At 69.3% G+C, this 15,601-nt stretch carries 21 protein-coding genes; 15 read left to right on the top strand and 6 right to left on the bottom strand.

Annotated features, from left to right (window positions below):
• Positions 1–20: 20 nt before the first annotated feature.
• Complete coding sequence (locus D1610_RS02615; protein WP_118862550.1) at positions 21–668, bottom strand: SOUL family heme-binding protein; 648 nt, start codon at positions 666–668, stop codon at positions 21–23.
• Between the two features lie 78 nt (positions 669–746).
• Here D1610_RS02615 and D1610_RS02610 point away from each other — a divergent pair, with 78 nt between their 5' ends.
• The 7 genes from D1610_RS02610 (at position 747) to D1610_RS02580 (ending at position 5,353) form a co-directional block, all read left to right on the top strand.
• Positions 747–1,289, top strand: coding sequence for a GNAT family N-acetyltransferase (locus D1610_RS02610; protein WP_118862549.1), 543 nt, complete (start codon positions 747–749; stop codon positions 1,287–1,289).
• Between the two features lie 121 nt (positions 1,290–1,410).
• Positions 1,411–2,145 carry a hypothetical protein gene (locus D1610_RS02605; RefSeq protein ID WP_118862548.1) on the top strand — a complete coding sequence of 245 codons (735 nt, stop codon included), beginning with the start codon at positions 1,411–1,413 and terminating at the stop codon, positions 2,143–2,145.
• 200 nt (positions 2,146–2,345) lie between these two features.
• Complete coding sequence (gene crcB, locus D1610_RS02600) at positions 2,346–2,720, top strand: fluoride efflux transporter CrcB (RefSeq protein WP_118862547.1); 375 nt, start codon at positions 2,346–2,348, stop codon at positions 2,718–2,720.
• Complete coding sequence (locus D1610_RS02595) at positions 2,717–3,802, top strand: RluA family pseudouridine synthase (protein ID WP_118862546.1); 1,086 nt, start codon at positions 2,717–2,719, stop codon at positions 3,800–3,802. Before crcB ends, D1610_RS02595 begins: the two co-directional genes overlap by 4 nt.
• Complete coding sequence (locus tag D1610_RS02590) at positions 3,799–4,461, top strand: HAD-IA family hydrolase (RefSeq protein ID WP_118862545.1); 663 nt, start codon at positions 3,799–3,801, stop codon at positions 4,459–4,461. Before D1610_RS02595 ends, D1610_RS02590 begins: the two co-directional genes overlap by 4 nt.
• Complete coding sequence (locus D1610_RS02585; protein WP_118862544.1) at positions 4,458–4,667, top strand: hypothetical protein; 210 nt, start codon at positions 4,458–4,460, stop codon at positions 4,665–4,667. The genes D1610_RS02590 and D1610_RS02585 overlap by 4 nt, the downstream gene beginning before the upstream one ends.
• Complete coding sequence (locus D1610_RS02580) at positions 4,664–5,353, top strand: ATP12 family chaperone protein (RefSeq protein WP_118862543.1); 690 nt, start codon at positions 4,664–4,666, stop codon at positions 5,351–5,353. Before D1610_RS02585 ends, D1610_RS02580 begins: the two co-directional genes overlap by 4 nt.
• A gap of 97 nt (positions 5,354–5,450) precedes the next feature.
• Here D1610_RS02580 and gmk read toward each other — a convergent pair whose 3' ends face one another.
• From gmk to D1610_RS02560, 4 genes are all read right to left on the bottom strand, one after another.
• A complete protein-coding gene (gmk, locus tag D1610_RS02575; RefSeq protein ID WP_118862542.1) occupies positions 5,451–6,104 on the bottom strand; it encodes a guanylate kinase in 654 nt (217 codons plus the stop codon).
• Between the two features lie 31 nt (positions 6,105–6,135).
• Positions 6,136–6,387: a hypothetical protein gene (locus D1610_RS02570; RefSeq protein WP_118862541.1), complete on the bottom strand. Its 252-nt coding sequence runs from the start codon at positions 6,385–6,387 to the stop codon at positions 6,136–6,138.
• A 45-nt stretch (positions 6,388–6,432) separates the two neighbouring features.
• Positions 6,433–7,821 carry a class II fumarate hydratase gene (gene fumC, locus D1610_RS02565; protein WP_118862540.1) on the bottom strand — a complete coding sequence of 463 codons (1,389 nt, stop codon included), beginning with the start codon at positions 7,819–7,821 and terminating at the stop codon, positions 6,433–6,435.
• Positions 7,822–7,920: 99 nt separating this feature from the next.
• Entirely contained in the window at positions 7,921–8,400 is a 480-nt protein-coding gene (locus D1610_RS02560; protein ID WP_118862539.1) for an SspB family protein, read from the bottom strand.
• Positions 8,401–8,485: 85 nt separating this feature from the next.
• On the opposite strand from D1610_RS02560, the gene hisB reads away from it, so the two are divergent.
• The 8 genes from hisB to D1610_RS02520 all read left to right on the top strand — a co-directional run bounded on the left by hisB (position 8,486) and on the right by D1610_RS02520 (position 14,462).
• On the top strand, positions 8,486–9,073 hold the full coding sequence (gene hisB / locus D1610_RS02555) for an imidazoleglycerol-phosphate dehydratase HisB (protein WP_118862538.1): 588 nt from the start codon (positions 8,486–8,488) through the stop codon (positions 9,071–9,073).
• Positions 9,070–9,384 carry a YciI family protein gene (locus D1610_RS02550; RefSeq protein WP_245941936.1) on the top strand — a complete coding sequence of 105 codons (315 nt, stop codon included), beginning with the start codon at positions 9,070–9,072 and terminating at the stop codon, positions 9,382–9,384. Before hisB ends, D1610_RS02550 begins: the two co-directional genes overlap by 4 nt.
• A complete protein-coding gene (hisH, locus tag D1610_RS02545) occupies positions 9,381–9,983 on the top strand; it encodes an imidazole glycerol phosphate synthase subunit HisH (protein ID WP_118862536.1) in 603 nt (200 codons plus the stop codon). Before D1610_RS02550 ends, hisH begins: the two co-directional genes overlap by 4 nt.
• Before the next feature lie 142 nt (positions 9,984–10,125).
• Positions 10,126–10,863, top strand: coding sequence for a 1-(5-phosphoribosyl)-5-[(5-phosphoribosylamino)methylideneamino]imidazole-4-carboxamide isomerase (gene hisA / locus D1610_RS02540; RefSeq protein ID WP_118862535.1), 738 nt, complete (start codon positions 10,126–10,128; stop codon positions 10,861–10,863).
• A gap of 175 nt (positions 10,864–11,038) precedes the next feature.
• Positions 11,039–11,806 carry an imidazole glycerol phosphate synthase subunit HisF gene (gene hisF / locus D1610_RS02535; protein ID WP_118862534.1) on the top strand — a complete coding sequence of 256 codons (768 nt, stop codon included), beginning with the start codon at positions 11,039–11,041 and terminating at the stop codon, positions 11,804–11,806.
• Positions 11,807–11,815: 9 nt separating this feature from the next.
• Complete coding sequence (locus D1610_RS02530; protein WP_118862533.1) at positions 11,816–12,133, top strand: phosphoribosyl-ATP diphosphatase; 318 nt, start codon at positions 11,816–11,818, stop codon at positions 12,131–12,133.
• Between the two features lie 161 nt (positions 12,134–12,294).
• Positions 12,295–12,672, top strand: a complete 378-nt coding sequence (locus D1610_RS02525) for a histidine triad nucleotide-binding protein (RefSeq protein ID WP_118862532.1) — start codon at positions 12,295–12,297, stop codon at positions 12,670–12,672.
• A gap of 212 nt (positions 12,673–12,884) precedes the next feature.
• Positions 12,885–14,462: an amino acid permease gene (locus D1610_RS02520; protein WP_118862531.1), complete on the top strand. Its 1,578-nt coding sequence runs from the start codon at positions 12,885–12,887 to the stop codon at positions 14,460–14,462.
• Between the two features lie 51 nt (positions 14,463–14,513).
• On the opposite strand, the gene D1610_RS02515 is transcribed toward D1610_RS02520, so the two are convergent.
• The gene (locus D1610_RS02515) at positions 14,514–15,512 is read right to left on the bottom strand and encodes an adenosine kinase (protein WP_118862530.1); all 999 of its coding nucleotides are present in this window, start codon (positions 15,510–15,512) and stop codon (positions 14,514–14,516) included.
• Positions 15,513–15,601 lie beyond the last annotated feature (89 nt).

Here is a 15,601-nt window from a genome sequence, read left to right as displayed (position 1 = left end):
TTCCTCGCGGCTGCGCGCCCTCACCGCACCGGAATCAGCACCTCGTTGCGGCGGAGGAAGGGTGGGATGTAGGGCGAGTTGTAGAAGGCGTATTCGGGCGCGCCCGCCGCCTCGAACCCGCTCGCCGCCATCCAGTCGCGCAGGCGGCGTTCCTGGCGCTCCAGATTGGCGTCCTCCGACCCGCCCGAAAAGCGCACCGCGGCCATTTCGCGCGCCGGGATTTCGGTGATGACGATGCTGGCGGGCGCCACCGGCAGCGAAGCGCGGTCGTATTTGGCCGGCATCACGAAGCGCGTGCGCCAGCCGCCCTCGGCCTCCTCGGACAGCACCGGCGCGGTCATCGCGACACGCTCGCCGGCGCCTTCGCGGTCGGACAGCACCGGCGCCGTCATCGAAATCTTCTCGCCGCCGCGCGATTTGGCGAAGATATAGTCGGCCAGCCGTTCGAAGCCCGCCTCCAGCGCCGCCCTGCGCTCGCCCTCGACCACCGTCTCGGCGACCAGCAGCGCGGGGTAGGCGCGCAATTCGAACACGCCTTCGCGCTCCAGCGTGCGGTGGCGCGGCTTCTCGCTCAGCTTCTCGAACAGATACCAGCCGCCCGCCGCCAGCGCGGCCACGCCCGCGACTCCGGCCGCCGCCGTGCCGATGGTCTTCGCGTCGGCCTTCATATAAGTCTCCAATCCGCCTATGGCCTCTCAATCGCGCGGAGGCCCTTCGGTTCCGCCCCATGCCACCGGGAGTGCGTCATGATCAACGGTCCCGTCCTCGTCACCGAACGCCTGATCCTGCGCCCGCCCGGCCCGGAGGATCTCGACGGCTGGGCGATCATGTCGGCGGAGGAGGAGACGATGCGCTATATCGGCGGCACGCAGGGCCGCGCCGGCGCGTGGCGCTCGCTGTGCGCCATGGCGGGCGCCTGGCACATCCGCGGCTATGCGATGTTCTCGATGATCGAGCGCGCGACCGGCGAATGGGTCGGCCGGCTCGGCCCCTGGCAGCCGGAGGGTTGGCCGGGGACCGAGGTCGGCTGGGGCGTCCGGGCGAAGTTCGCGGGCAAGGGCTATGCCTATGAAGGCGCGGCCGCGACGATGGACTTCGCCGTCGACCGTCTCGGCTTCGAGACGATCATCCACACCATAGAGGCGGCGAATGTCCGCTCGGTCGCACTCGCCAGACGGCTGGGCTCGACCAATCTCGGCCCGACCAGGCTGCCCGAGCCCTATGCCGATCTGGTGATCGACGCCTGGGGCCAGACCGCCGACCAGTGGCGTGCGCGGCGTCGCGCCTGACGCCGATCCGTCCCGCATCGGGACGGAAACGCGGCGAATCCCCGCCCATTAACCCCGATTCGGCATGGGTTTCTTAACCGGGCTGCGGCACAAAAGCGCCGTAATCCCGGGAGATTCGAAGATGCGCCGCACCAAATTGCTGATCGCCGCGACGATCGCGCTCTCCATCGCCGCCTGCAAGAACGAGCGGTCCGATCAGGCGAGCCTCGACGTGCTCGACAATGAGCTGGTCGGCAATGCGAGCGATCCGGCGCTGACCGCGGCGCTCGAAGACCAGATCATGGTCGATCCCAACCTGGCGGCGAAGAACGGCCGCGGCACGCGCCGCACCCCCGGCGCGCTGTCGCAGCCGATCCCGCCCGAACGTCGCGCGGACGCCGCCAAGGCCGAATACGCCATGGCCAACGGCAAGCTGCTGCGCGCGCCTGCCGCGGGCAAGTTCACGCCCGCGGGCGGCGAAGCGGTCACGCTCGGCCAGCTCGCATCTTCGCAAAAGGCGGGCGCGGCGGGCGGCAACCCGTGCGCCGACAAGCTCGACTATTCCGCCCGCTGGGCCGCGCGGCTCGCGCCCGAGATGACCGTCTATCCCGGCGCCCGCGTGGTCGAGGCGGCGGGCGGCAACGAAGCGCCATGCAAGATGCGCGTGGTCACCTTCCGCGCCGATGCGAACATGCAGGCGGTGCTCGACTATTACTACACCAAAGCCGTCCGCGCCGGCTATTCGGCCGAGCACTTGGAAGACGGCAAGGAGCATATGCTGGGCGGCGCCCGCCGCGACGACGCCTATATGCTGTTCCTGCGCAACCTGCCCGGCGGCGGGACAGAGGTGGATTTGATTTCGAACGTGGCGGCGTAAACGATCGTCGCTCCTGCGAAGGCAGGGGCCTCAGTCGGCACACGCGACGGCCGGTGTGCCACAAACCCAGCGGCCAGCGTCGGGTCGGATTGCCTCCCAGGCAATCCTTGTGCACGCGGGGCGTGCACAACCCGACGCTCCTTCGCAGGGGCGACGGCTACTAGTTGGCGCTGCACCCGCCTTAGGCTAAGCGCGCACCAATGTCCCAACTCCTCCTCGTCATGACCGGCGGCGCGATCGGTGCCGGCTTGCGCTTCCTCGCGGGCGAAGCCGCGCTGCGCGCGCTCGGCCCCGGCTATCCCTGGGGCACCTTGTTCGTGAACCTCCTGGGCGGCCTCCTCATGGGCTTGCTCGCCGGCAGCCTGACGCGGATGAGCACGCCAGAGGGTTGGCGGCTGTTCCTCGGCGTCGGCATCCTCGGCGGCTTCACCACCTTCTCCGCCTTCAGCCTGGAGGCGGCGTTGATGATCGAGCGCGGGCAGATCGGCGTCGCGCTCGGCTATGCGCTCGTCTCGGTGGTCGGATCGGTGCTCGCGCTGTTCGCCGGGCTCGCCATTGCGCGGGTGGCGGCATGAGCGAGGTGCGCAGCTTCACCGTCGCGCCGGACGACGACGGCATCCGGCTCGATCGCTGGTTCAAGCGGCACCTGCCGGACATCTCGTTCAACACCGTCTCGCGCTGGGCGCGCACCGGGCAGCTGCGCGTCGACGGCGCGCGCGCCACGCCGGGCGACCGCATCGCCGCCGGCCAGACGCTGCGCGTGCCGCCCGACGAGCCCGCCAAGGCCGCCACCGCGCGGCCCAAGCGCGAACGCCCGCCGCTCAGCGAAGACCAGATCGCCTTCATGCGCGAGATGGTGATCCATCAGGACGCGCAGGCGATCGTGCTCAACAAGCCCCCCGGCCTCGCCACGCAGGGCGGCACCAAGACCACCGAGCATGTCGACGGGCTGCTCGACGCGCTCGCCTATGACAGCGAAAGCCGGCCCAAGCTGGTCCACCGGCTCGACAAGGACACGTCGGGCGCATTGCTGATCGCGCGCACCAGCCGCGCCGCGGCCTATTTCGGCAAGAGCTTCTCCAGCCGCACCGCGCGCAAGGTCTATTGGGCGCTGATCGCGGGCGTCCCCTCGATCGACGACGGCATGATCGAGCTGCCGCTCGCCAAGCAGCCGGGCACCGGCGGCGAGAAGATGCAGGTCGATGAAAAGGAGGGCGCTCCGGCGCGTACCCGCTACCGCGTGATCGAGCGCGCCGGCAACAAGGCCGCCTGGGTCGAGCTGCAGCCCTTCACCGGCCGCACCCACCAATTGCGCGTGCATATGGCGGCGATCGGCCATCCGATCGTCGGCGACGGCAAATATGGCGGGCAGGACGCGTTCCTGACCGGCACGATCAGCCGCAAGATGCACCTCCATGCGCGCCGCCTGCGCATCGATCACCCCGATGGCGGCCGCATCGACGTGACCGCCGAACTGCCGCCGCACTTCAACGAAAGCCTCGACCAGCTCGGCTTCGACATCGTCGCCGGCGACCTCGCCCTGCCCGAGGACGCCCCGCCGCCCTCGCGCGCGGAACAGAAGCAGAAGGCAAAAGCGCACGCCAAGACCGTCCGCAAGGAACGCAAGGGCGAACGCCGGCGGCGGGGGGGCGGGTGAACCGCCTCGCCATCTTCGATTGCGACGGAACGCTGGTCGATTCGCAGCACAATATCTGCGCGGCGATGGGTGCCTGCTTCGATGAAGCGGGGCTTGCGGCGCCTGGGCGACGTCAGGTCCTCGACCTGATCGGGCTGTCGCTGGTTGATATCATGCGAACCCTGTTGCCCGACGCCGACGACGCGATGCATGAGCGGATGGCCGCCAGCTACCGCCTGACGTTTCAAGGAATGCGCGGCCGTGGCGGGCTTGCCGATGAGCCGCTGTACGAAGGAATATTGGAGGCGATCGCCGCGCTGGAGGATGCCGGCTGGCTGCTCGGCGTCGCCACCGGCAAATCGGATCGCGGGCTGGGGCTGATCCTGGCGCATCACGGCCTTGCCGGCCGCTTCGTCACGTTGCAGACCGCCGACCGCCATCCGTCCAAGCCGCATCCCGCGATGATCGCGGCTGCCATGGCGGAGGCGGGCGCCTCGCCCGAGACGACGGTGATGATCGGCGACACCAGCTACGATATGGCGATGGCGGTGGCGGCGGGCGCGCACCCGCTCGGTGTCGCCTGGGGCTATCATCCGCCCGAGCTGCTGCATGATGGCGGCGCGGCGCAGGTGCTGGCCCATCCCAGGGAGATCGCCGCCGCGATGGAGCAACGCCTGTGACCGACCCCGCCCGCAACCGCTTCTTCCTGATGGGCGTCAGCCGCGTGCTCGGCGTGGCGCTGGCGATGGCCGGGCTGGTGTGGAGCCAGCGCGCGGACAGCACGGTCGAGATCGTCGCGGCGGTCGCGCTGATCATCCTCGCGCTCGCGATCATCGCCTTCCTGCCCCGCTCGCTCGCCCGCCGCTGGCGCACCCCGCCCGAATGAAGCGCTTCTGGAAGGAGGTGAGCGTCGTGGCCGAGGATGGCGGCCACGGCATCCGGCTCGACGGGCGCGCCGTACGCACGCCCGGCCGGCTGCCGCTCGTCATACCCTCGCAAATGCTCGCCGAAGCGATCGCCGAGGAGTGGCGCGCGGTCGAAGGAGAAATCGCGCCCGCGACGATGCGCCTGACCGGCCTCGCCAACGCCGCGATCGAGCGCATCGCGCCCGATCCCGGCCCTCATGTCGCCGGCATCGCGGCGTACGGCGAGAGCGACCTGACCTGCTACCGCGCCGAAAGCCCCGAGCCGCTGATCGCCCGCGAGGCGGCGGCGTGGGACCCGCTGCTCGCCTGGGCGAGCGCGCGCTACGATGTGCATTTCGAGATCGCGAGCGGGGTGATCCACCGGCCCCAGCCCGCCGCCACCTTGGCGCGGCTGGCCGAGGCGGTCGCCGCCCGCGACGCCTTCGCGCTCGCCGCGCTCGCCGCGATCGTGCCGATCACCGGCACGCTGGTCGGCGCGCTGGCGCTGGCCGAGGGCGCGATCGACGCCGACACGCTATGGGCGGCGGCGACGGTCGACGAAGCCTGGCAGGCCGAGCAATGGGGCGAGGACGCCGAAGCCGCCCGCGCGCTGGCGGCAAGGCGCGCGGACTACGATGCGGCCGCGCGATTTCTGGGGTTGGCATAGCCGTCGCCCCTGCGCAGGCAGGGGCCTCTGGGTTTGTGGCACATCCGGCATCGCGTTTGTCGCCTGAGGCCCCTGCCTGCGCAGGGGCGACGCGCTTTCACCCCCCCTTCACCATCCCCCGGACGAAGCCGATCAGCCCGGTCCACCGGCTCCGCCGCAGCCGTTCGGAGGCCAGGATGGTGTGGACCTTGCCGAAGCAGCGTTCGACGTCGTCGTTGACCAGCACATAGTCATAGCCGTCCCAATGGCCGATCTCGGTCGCGGCGCGGTCCATGCGGGCGACGATGACGTCCTCGGGATCGGTCGCGCGCGCGCGCAGGCGGCGTTCGAGCTCGGTCAGCGAGGGCGGCAGGATGAACACGCGGACGACGTCGCCGCCCGCCTGCTGGAACAGCTGCTGCGCGCCCTGCCAGTCGATGTCGAACAGCACGTCGCGCCCTTCGGCCAGCGCCTGATCGACCGGCGCGCGCGGGGTGCCGTAGCGATGACCGAAGACATGCGCCCATTCGAGGAATTCCTCGTTCGCCACCATCTCGCGGAACTGGTCGAGGCTGACGAAATGATAGTCCACGCCGTCGACCTCGCCGGGCCTGATCGGCCGCGTCGTCGCGGAGATCGACATGGTGATGCCCTGGTCCGCCGCGAGTATCCGCCGCGCGATAGTCGATTTACCCGCGCCCGATGGCGAGGAGAGCACGAAGAGCACGCCGCGGCGGCTCTGCTTCAGGGGATTCGTCGTCGGTTCGGCCATGCGCGCTAGTGGCGCAGCGATGGCCGGGGCGTCAAGGTTGCGGGCCAGGCGGACGCGGCGGGATCGGCGGCAGCTGTTCGTGCCGGGCGCGCCGCGCCTTGATCCGCTTGCCGATCAGGCTGGCGGCGACCGCGGCGCCGCCGATCGCCAGCGCGCCGGGGATGCTGCGCGTCGCCACCCGCGCGGCGGCCGCGCCCAGCGCCGCCCCCGCGATCCCGCCGCGCCCGTCGCGCTGCTTGTCGATCCTGCTGCCGATGAACGCGCCGATCAGGCTCCTGAGCATGTCCGTAAATCCCTGTTGTCCTGATATAAGCGGGTGGCCGGCGGTTCAGTTCCCAACCATCGTCTCGGGCCGCACCAGCCGGTCGAAGGTCGCCGCGTCGACCAGCCCCAGCGCCAGCCCCGCCTCCCTGAGCGTCAGCCCCTCGGCATGCGCGTGCTTGGCGATCTTCGCGGCATTGTCATAGCCGATCTCGGGCGCAAGCGCGGTGACCAGCATCAGCGACCGGTCGACCAGCTCGGCGATCCGCGAGCGATTGGGCTCCAGCCCCTCGACGCAGCGTTCGGCGAAGCTCTCCATGCCGGTCGCGAGCAGGTCGATCGAGCGCAGGATATTGGCCCCGATCATCGGCTTGAACACGTTGAGCTCCAGATGGCCCTGCAACCCGCCGACGGTGATCGCGGCATGATTGCCGATCACCTGCGCCGCGACCATCGTCAGCATCTCGCACTGGGTGGGGTTGACCTTGCCGGGCATGATCGAGCTGCCCGGCTCGTTCGCCGGCAGATCGAGCTCGCCCAGCCCGGAGCGCGGGCCGGAGCCCAGCAGCCGGATATCGTTGGCGATCTTGGTGAGCGAAACCGCCAGCGTGTTGAGCGCGCCGGACAGCTCGACCAGCGTGTCGTTCGACGCCAGCGCCTCGAACTTCGAACCCGCCGTCAGGAAGGGCAATCCGGTGAGCGCCGCGATCTCGGCCGCCACCGCGACATCGAACCCGGCAGGAGCGTTCAGGCCCGTGCCCACCGCCGTCCCGCCCTGCGCCAGCCGCGCCAGCCTGGGCAAGACCCCTTCGATCCGCGCCAGTCCCTGGTCGCACTGCTCGGCATAGCCCGAGAATTCCTGGCCGAGCGTCAGCGGCGTCGCGTCCTGCAGATGGGTGCGGCCGATCTTGACGATGTCCTCCCACATCGAGGCCCGCGCATCGAGCAGCATCCGCAACCGCTTCAGCGCCGGAACCAGCCGATCGGCGACCCGCAGATAGGCCGCGACATGCAACGCGGTCGGGAAGCTGTCGTTGGACGACTGGCTCATGTTCACATCGTCATTGGGGTGCACCGGCGCCTTGCCGCCGCGCGCGCCGGTCAGCATCTCGTTCGCCCGGCCGGCGATCACCTCGTTGACGTTCATGTTGGATTGGGTGCCGCTGCCCGTCTGCCAGATCACCAGCGGGAACTGGTCGTCGAGCTTGCCCGCCGCGACTTCCGCCGCCGCCGCCTCGATCGCATCGGCCTTGTCCGCCGCCAGGCCGTGGCCGCGGTTCACGCGCGCGGCCGCCTGCTTCACCAGCGCGAGGGCATGGACGATGCCGATCGGCATCCGTTCGCGCTCTCCGAACGGAAAATTCGCGATCGACCGCTGCGTCTGCGCGCCCCAATAGGCGTCCGCCGGAACCTCGATCGGTCCGATCGAATCAGTTTCGGTGCGGGTTTCACTCATCCCAAACTCCGTTCGCTTCGAGCGAAGTCGAGAAGCCTGCGCCCGGGCTGACGTGTCTCGACTTCGCTCGACACGAACGGGAATGGAGGAATCGCGTTCCTACTTCTTCCGCTTAAAGTCTACGGCAACCACGTTCGATCCGTCTTCCGCAGGCACCGCGACCGGCCCGTCATTCTCACCGGGGTCGAGCGGCTCGTCGTCGCCGTCGGCGTCCTGCGCCTGGAACTGCAGCGCGAAATCGACCGCGGGGTCCTGGAATCGCGTCACCGCGGCATAGGGGATCACCAAAGTCGCGGGCACCTGGTTGAAGGTCAGCCCGACGGAGAACAGGTCCGGCTCCACCTTCAGGTCCCAGAACTTGTTCTGCAGGACGATGGTCATCTCGTCGGGAAAGCGCTCGACCAGATGGCGCGGGATCATCACGCCCGGCGCCTGCGTCTTGAAGGTGATGTAGAAATGGTGCCCGCCCGGCAGCGCCGAATCGGTGACGGTGCCGAGCACGCGGCCCACCACCGCGCGCAGCGCCTCCTGCACGATCTCGTCGTAGGGAATCAGGCTGTCGGGCAGCTGCTCGGTCATGCCTCTTTGGGTAGCGGCATCGCGGGCGCGGTCAAGGTGCGTCCACGCGATTGCATGGGGCGAAAGCGACGCTATGAGGGCGCTCATGCGCCAGGCGACCATCTCCCGCGCGACGAAGGAGACTTCGATCGACGTCACCGTCAACTTGGACGGCGTCGGCGCTTACGACATCTCGACCGGCATCGGCTTCCTCGATCACATGCTGGAGCAGCTGTCGCGCCATTCGCTGATCGATTTGAGCGTGAAGGCCGTCGGCGATCTCCACATCGACCAGCACCACACCACCGAGGATACCGGCATCGCCATCGGCGAGGCGGTGGCGCAGGCGCTTGGCGATAAGAAGGGCATCCGCCGCTACGGCGACGCATTGAGCCCGATGGACGAGACGCTGACCCGCGTCGCGCTCGACATTTCGGGCCGTCCCTTCCTCGTCTGGGCCTGCGAGTTCAGCCAGCCGCGCCTCGGCGAGATGGACACCGAGCTGTTCGAGCACTGGTTCCACAGCTTCGCGGGCTCTGCCGGGCTGACGCTCCATGTCGAGACGCTCTACGGCAAGAACAACCACCACATCATCGAAAGCGCCTTCAAGGGGCTGGCGCGCTCCTTGCGCACAGCCGTCGAGATCGATCCGCGCAAGGCGGACGCCGTCCCCAGCACCAAGGGGATGTTGTGAGCGACATCGTCCGCCCAGGCACGCCGCTCTGCCTGATCATGCTCACCTATTGCGCGCCGATCGAGCGAATCGATGCGCTGATGCCGGCGCATGGCGCATGGCTCAGGCAGCTGTTCGCCGAGGATCTGATCGTCGTGTGCGGGCGCCGCGAGCCGCGGACCGGCGGGATCATCGTCTGCCGGGGGCGCAAGGCGGACGTCGAGGCGCTCGCCGCCACCGATCCCTTCGTCGCCGAGGGCGTCGCGACGATCGAGGTGAGCGAGTTCGCCGCCAGCATGGCGCATCCGGCCCTCGCCGATCTGCTGGCATGACGCTCGCGCTGGTCGACTACGGCGCGGGCAACCTGCATTCGGTGGCGAACGCGTTGAAGGCCGCGGGCGCCGTCAACGTCGCCGTCACCGCCCAGCCGGCGGTCGTGCGCGATGCTGATCGCATCGTCCTCCCCGGCGTCGGCGCGTTCGGCGCGTGCGCGCGGGGGCTGCGCGCCGTGCCCGGCATGGTCGAGGCGCTCGAGGAGGCCGCGATCGAGCGCGCACGCCCCTTCCTCGGCATCTGCGTGGGCATGCAGCTGATGGCGACGCGCGGCGAGGAACTGGGCGGCGACGAGGGGCTGGGCTGGCTTCCCGGCACCGTCGCCGCGATCCCCCCCGCGCCCGGCAAGCGCGTGCCGCATATGGGCTGGAACGACGTGACGCCCACGCTGCCACACCCGTTGATCGAGCCGGGAGAAGCCTATTTCCTCCACGGCTTCGCGTTTGTGGGCGAAGGCGTGATCGCCACCACCGATCACGGCGGGCCGATCACCGCCGCGATCGGCCGCGACAATCTCGCCGGCGTCCAGTTCCACCCCGAAAAGAGCCAGCGCTACGGCATCGCGCTCCTGGAAAGGTTCCTGGCATGGGCGCCTTAGGAAGATCCTCCCCCGCAAAGCGGGGGAGGGGGACCGTCCGCAGGACGGTGGAGGGGGCTCCGCCGCGCACGCTGCGCCTGTGGCGATCCCCCCTCCACCGCCTTCGGCGGTCCCCCTCCCCCAGCAGGCTGGGGGAGGATTTATGACCCTCATCGTCTTCCCCGCGATCGACCTGAAGGCAGGCCAGGTCGTCCGTCTCGCCGAGGGCGATATGGACCGCGCCACCGTCTATGGCGACGATCCCGCCCAACAGGCGATGCTGTTCGCCGGGGCCGGCGCCGGGCACCTCCATGTCGTCGATCTCGACGGCGCCTTCGCGGGCGGTTCGGTCAATGGCGAAGCGGTGCGCCGCATCGTCCAGGCCTTCCCCGGCTACGTCCAGCTGGGCGGCGGCATCCGCACGCGCGACAGCATCGAACGCTGGTTCGAACTCGGCGTCGCGCGCGTGGTCATCGGCACCGCGGCCCTTACCGATCCCGATCTGGTCAGGGGCGCGGCGGCCGATTTTCCCGGCGGCATCGTCGTCGCGGTGGACGCCAGGGACGGCATGGTCGCTACCCAGGGCTGGGCCGATGTGTCGGACACCAGCGTCCTCGATCTCGCCCGCCGTTTCGAGGATGCGGGCGTCGCCGCGCTCCTCTTCACCGATGTCGGCCGCGACGGGCTCCTCAAGGGCGTCAACCTGGAGGCGACCGTCGACCTCGCCCGCGCGGTGGACATCCCCGTCATCGCCAGTGGCGGGGTGAAAGGCATATCCGACATCTACATGCTCGCCCTCCACGCCCGCGACGGGATCGAAGGCGTCATCACCGGCCGCGCCCTCTACGACGGCCGGCTAGACCTGGCCGCGGCGCTGGCGGCGGCGGAGCGGGGGGCGTGATCCGCGCTCCTGAGAAAGCCCCTCCCTTTCAAGGGAGGGGTTGGGGGTGGGTGAAGCGGCGGGCGAGGCTCGATGCCTCGTTCGGCGCTCCGGTCTGGGCGCAGAGGAGTCTTTTGGGCGCGCAGACGCGCGCACCCTCCCCTTGCCCCTCCCTTGAAAGGGAGGGGGACAGTCGATGACCCTCCGCGCCCGCGTCATCCCCTGTCTCGACGTCGCCGACGGCCGCGTCGTCAAGGGCGTCAACTTCGTCGCGCTGCGCGACGCGGGCGATCCGGTCGAGCAGGCGCGCGCCTATGACGCCGCCGGCGCGGACGAACTCTGCTTCCTCGACATCTCCGCTTCCCATGAAGGCCGCGGCACGCTGATCGACGTCGTCCGCCGCACTGCCGAGGTATGCTTCATGCCGCTGACCGTCGGCGGCGGCGTCCGCTCCGCCGAGGACGCGCGCGCACTGCTGCTCGCCGGCGCGGACAAGGTCGCGGTCAACTCCGCCGCCGTCGCGCGCCCCGAAGTCGTCGCCGAGATCGCCGACCGCTTCGGCAGCCAGTGCGTCGTCGCCTCGGTCGATGCCCGCAAAACGGGGGATCGCTGGGAGGTGTTCACCCATGGCGGCCGCCGCGAGACCGGGCGCGACGCGGTGGAGCACGCGCTCGACCTCGCGCGCCTCGGCGCGGGCGAGCTGCTCGTCACCTCGATGGACCGCGACGGCACGAAGGACGGCTACGACCTCGCCCTCATCCGCACCATCGCCGATCAAGTGGACGTGCCCGTGGTTGCGAGCGGCGGCGTCGGCAACCTCGACCATCTCGTCGAGGGCGTCCGCGACGGACACGCCTCGGCGGTCCTCGCCGCCTCGATCTTCCATTTCGGCGAGGCGAGCATCGCCGACGCCCACGCCGCCCTCGCCGCGGCGGGCATTCCCGTTCGGCGGCCTCTCGCCTAAGGTACGGTCATGGCCGATATATTCGCCACCCTCGAAGACATCGTCGGGCTGCGCCGCAAGGGCAATCCCGACGCCTCCTATGTCGCCCGCCTGACCGCGCAGGGCCGCGCCAAGATCGCGCAGAAGCTCGGCGAGGAGGCGGTCGAGACGGTGATCGCCGCGATCGGCGGCAACAAGCCGGCGATCGCCTCCGAGGCGGCCGATCTGATGTTCCACCTGATCGTGCTGCTCGCCGATGCCGGGCTGACGCTCGACGATGTCCGCGCAGAGCTTGCGCGCCGCGAAGGCGTGTCGGGGCTGGACGAGAAGGCGAGCCGCGGGACGTGATTTAGGGCTTTCCTAATAGGATTTCGGCTGGCAGCACTGGGTCATGTCTCAGTCCTCGCCCCGCTCGAACCGCTTCCGGCACCGTTCGCGGGGGAGGGGGAATGAGGGGGCACCTAGTCTCACCTTCCTCACCTTCCGGACCGCTCGAATCGGAGGCCGCCATGCCCATCGACGCCACCCAGCCCTATGACGATCAGAACATCTTCGCGAAGCTGCTGCGCGACGAGATTCCGTCGAAGCGCGTCTATGAGGACGATTTCGTCGTCGCCTTCCACGACATCAACCCGCAGGCGCCGACGCACATCCTGGTGATCCCCCGCAACCCCTACGTCTCGTGGGACGATTTCACCGCCAAGGCGTCCGATGCGGAGATCGCCGGCGTGATGCGCGCCGTCGGCCATGTCGCGCGCGAGGCCGGGCTGGTCGCGCCCGGCTACCGCCTGCTCGTCAATGTCGGGCAGCACGGCCATCAGGAGATCGCCCATCTCCACATCCACATCTTCGCCGGCCGCCCGCTGGGGCCGATGCTGGCGAGATGAATGGCCGCCATGCTTTCACCGAACCGCGATCCGGCCCTTGATAATCCACCGTCACCCCCGGAACAGGTCCGGGGTGACGATGAAGGAAGCGTTCTCCCGATTGGGACATGCGGCAGCGGCATTAGGCGCTTGCGCGCGCAGCTTTTGCGACTAGGCTCCGCCGCAGCCAAAAATCCGGCCGCCAAGGCCGCTTCTCCCCGGGGGGATATGTAATGATATTCGGGCGCGTAAAGCCACTCGACGCGATTCTCGCGACAGCAGAAAAGAAGTCACTCCACCGCTCGCTCGGCTGGTTCCAGCTGACCCTGTTCGGCATCGGCTGCGTCATCGGCACGGGCATCTTCGTGCTGACCGCGGCCGGCGCGCAGAAGGCCGGCCCCGGCCTGATGCTCGCCTTCGCCATCGCCGGCCTGATCTGCATCGTCGCCGCGCTCTGCTATGCGGAGATCGCGGCGATGATCCCGGTCGCGGGCTCGGCCTACACCTATACCTATTCGACCATGGGCGAGATTCTCGCCTGGACGGTCGGCTGGGCCCTTGTCCTCGAATATGCGGTCGCGGCGAGCGCGGTGTCGGTCGGGTGGTCCGGCTATTTCTCCGGCACGATATTGAACCAGTTCCTGGGATTCGAGCTGCCCGCCTTCCTCGCCGGCGCGCCGCTTGCGCTTGGCGGCATCGAAGGCGGCTTCATCAACCTGCCCGCCGTGGCCATCGCGCTGCTCATCACCTGGCTGCTGATGATCGGCACCACCGAAAGCGCGCGCGTCAACGCCGTGCTGGTGGCGATCAAGGTGACCGCGCTCACCGCGTTCATCGCCCTGACCCTGCCGTCGGACGCCTTCTCCAGCGACAAGTTCAACCCCTTCCTCCCCGCCGGCGTGTTCGGCGGCTTCGGCTCCGGCCTGGGCGCGGTCGGCGCGGCGGCGACGATCTTCTTCGCCTATGTCGGCTTCGATGCGGTCTCGACCGCGGCGGAGGAGACCAAGGATCCGCAGCGCAACGTGCCGATCGGCCTGGTCGGCTCGCTCCTGTTCTGCACCGTCTTCTACATCCTCGTCGCTGCGGGCGCGATCGGCACCGTCGGCGGCCAGCCGATCATGGGGCCGAACGGCATCCCTTTCCCGGCCGGTTCGGAAGAGCTCGCCCGCCAGTGCGCCACCTATGCGGAGGACGCGCTGCCGCTGGTCTGCTCGAACGAGGCGCTGGCGCACGTGCTGCGTCAGATCGGCTGGTCCGGCGTCGGCAATGCGCTCGGCATCGCCGCCTTCCTGGCGCTGCCCTCGGTCATCCTGATCCTGCTGTTCGGCCAGACCCGCGTGGCCTTCGTCATGAGCCGCGACGGGCTGCTGCCCGAATCGTGGAGCAAGGTGCATCCGAAGTGGAAGACGCCGCACGTCATCACGGCGATCACCGGCACCGCGGTTGCGTTCGCCGCCGCCTTCCTGCCCGTCGGCCGGCTCGCTGACATCGCCAATGCCGGCACGCTCTACGCATTCATGATGGTCGCGATCGCGGTGATGATCCTGCGCCGGACGGCGGCGAACCAGCCGCGCCGGTTCAAGACGCCGGCGCTCTGGCTGCTCGGCCCGCTCACCATCGCCGGCACGGTGTTCCTGTTCCTCAACCTGCCGCTCGATGCGATGCTGGTGCTGCCCATCTGGGGCGCGATCGGCCTGGTGATCTACTTCGCCTATAGCCGCCGCAAGAGCCATCTCGGCCGCGGCATCGTCGAAAGCCACGAGGTGGAGGCGGTCACCGAGGTGGAGCCGCACACACCCGGCACGCACTGACAGAAAAGGGGGGCTGAAAAGCCCCCCTTTTCATCTGGTCCGGTTGGATTCTCAGCCCAGCTTCTGCTTGGCCAGCGCCTTCAAGTCGACCATCGGCCGCGCACCGTAATGGGAGATGATCTCCGCCGCGCAGATCGCGCCCAGCCGCAGCGACTCCGCCACCGATCGGCCCTCCGCCTGGCCGTGCAGGAACCCGGCGGCGAACAGGTCGCCCGCCCCGGTGGTGTCGACCACCTTCTCGATCGGCTCGGCGGGGCATTCGGCGCGCTCGCCGTCGCAGATCGCGATCGCGCCCTTCTCGCTCCGGGTGACGACCAGCACCGGCACCTGCGCGGCGACCGTCTTGCACGCCATATCGAAATCGTCGCTCTCGGTCAGCGAGAGCAGCTCGTTCTCGTTGGCGAACAGGATGTCGAGATCGCCGTCGGCCAGCAGCCGCAGGAAATCGGCGCGGTGGCGGCTGATGCAGAATATGTCGGACAGGGTGAAGGCGACCTTACGTCCCGCCTCGCGCGCCACCGCGATCGCCCGCCGCATCGCGCCACGCGGCTCCTCCGGGTCCCACAGATAGCCTTCGAGATAGAGGATCTGGCCATCGCGGATCAGATCGAGGTCGAGCGCGGATTCGGGCAGGAACTGCGACGCCCCCAGATAGGTGTTCATCGTCCGCTGCCCGTCGGGCGTGACGAAGATCAGGCAGCGCGCCGTCGGCGGATCGCCGGCGCGCGGCGCGGTGGTGTAGTCGATCCCGACCGCGCGGATGTCATGCGCGAACACCTCGCCCAGCTGATCGTCGGCGACCTGGCCGATGAAGCCGCACTTGCCGCCCAGCGCGGCGATCCCGGCGATGGTGTTGGCCGCCGATCCGCCGGACACCTCGCGCCCCGGCCCCATCTTGGCGTAGAGCGCATCGGCCTCCTCGGGGGAGAAGACCAGCTGCATCGAACCCTTGGCCATGCCTTCGGCGGCGATGAAGGCGTCGTCCGCCTGGGCGAGCACGTCGACGATGGCGTTGCCGATGGCGACGACATGGTATCTGGGTTCGGTCACTCGGAAACTCCGCAATGTCAGGATGGTCGCGCCCTAGTCCGCCAACCCCGCCCGCGCAACATTGCGTCATGCGGCCCGCCGCGTCATCA

This window comes from Sphingomonas gilva (assembly GCF_003515075.1).
Classification (GTDB): Bacteria; Pseudomonadota; Alphaproteobacteria; order Sphingomonadales; family Sphingomonadaceae; genus Sphingomonas; species Sphingomonas gilva.
The sequence above is the reverse complement of the archived record's forward strand: the minus strand, read 5'-3'. Positions and strand labels throughout refer to the sequence as shown.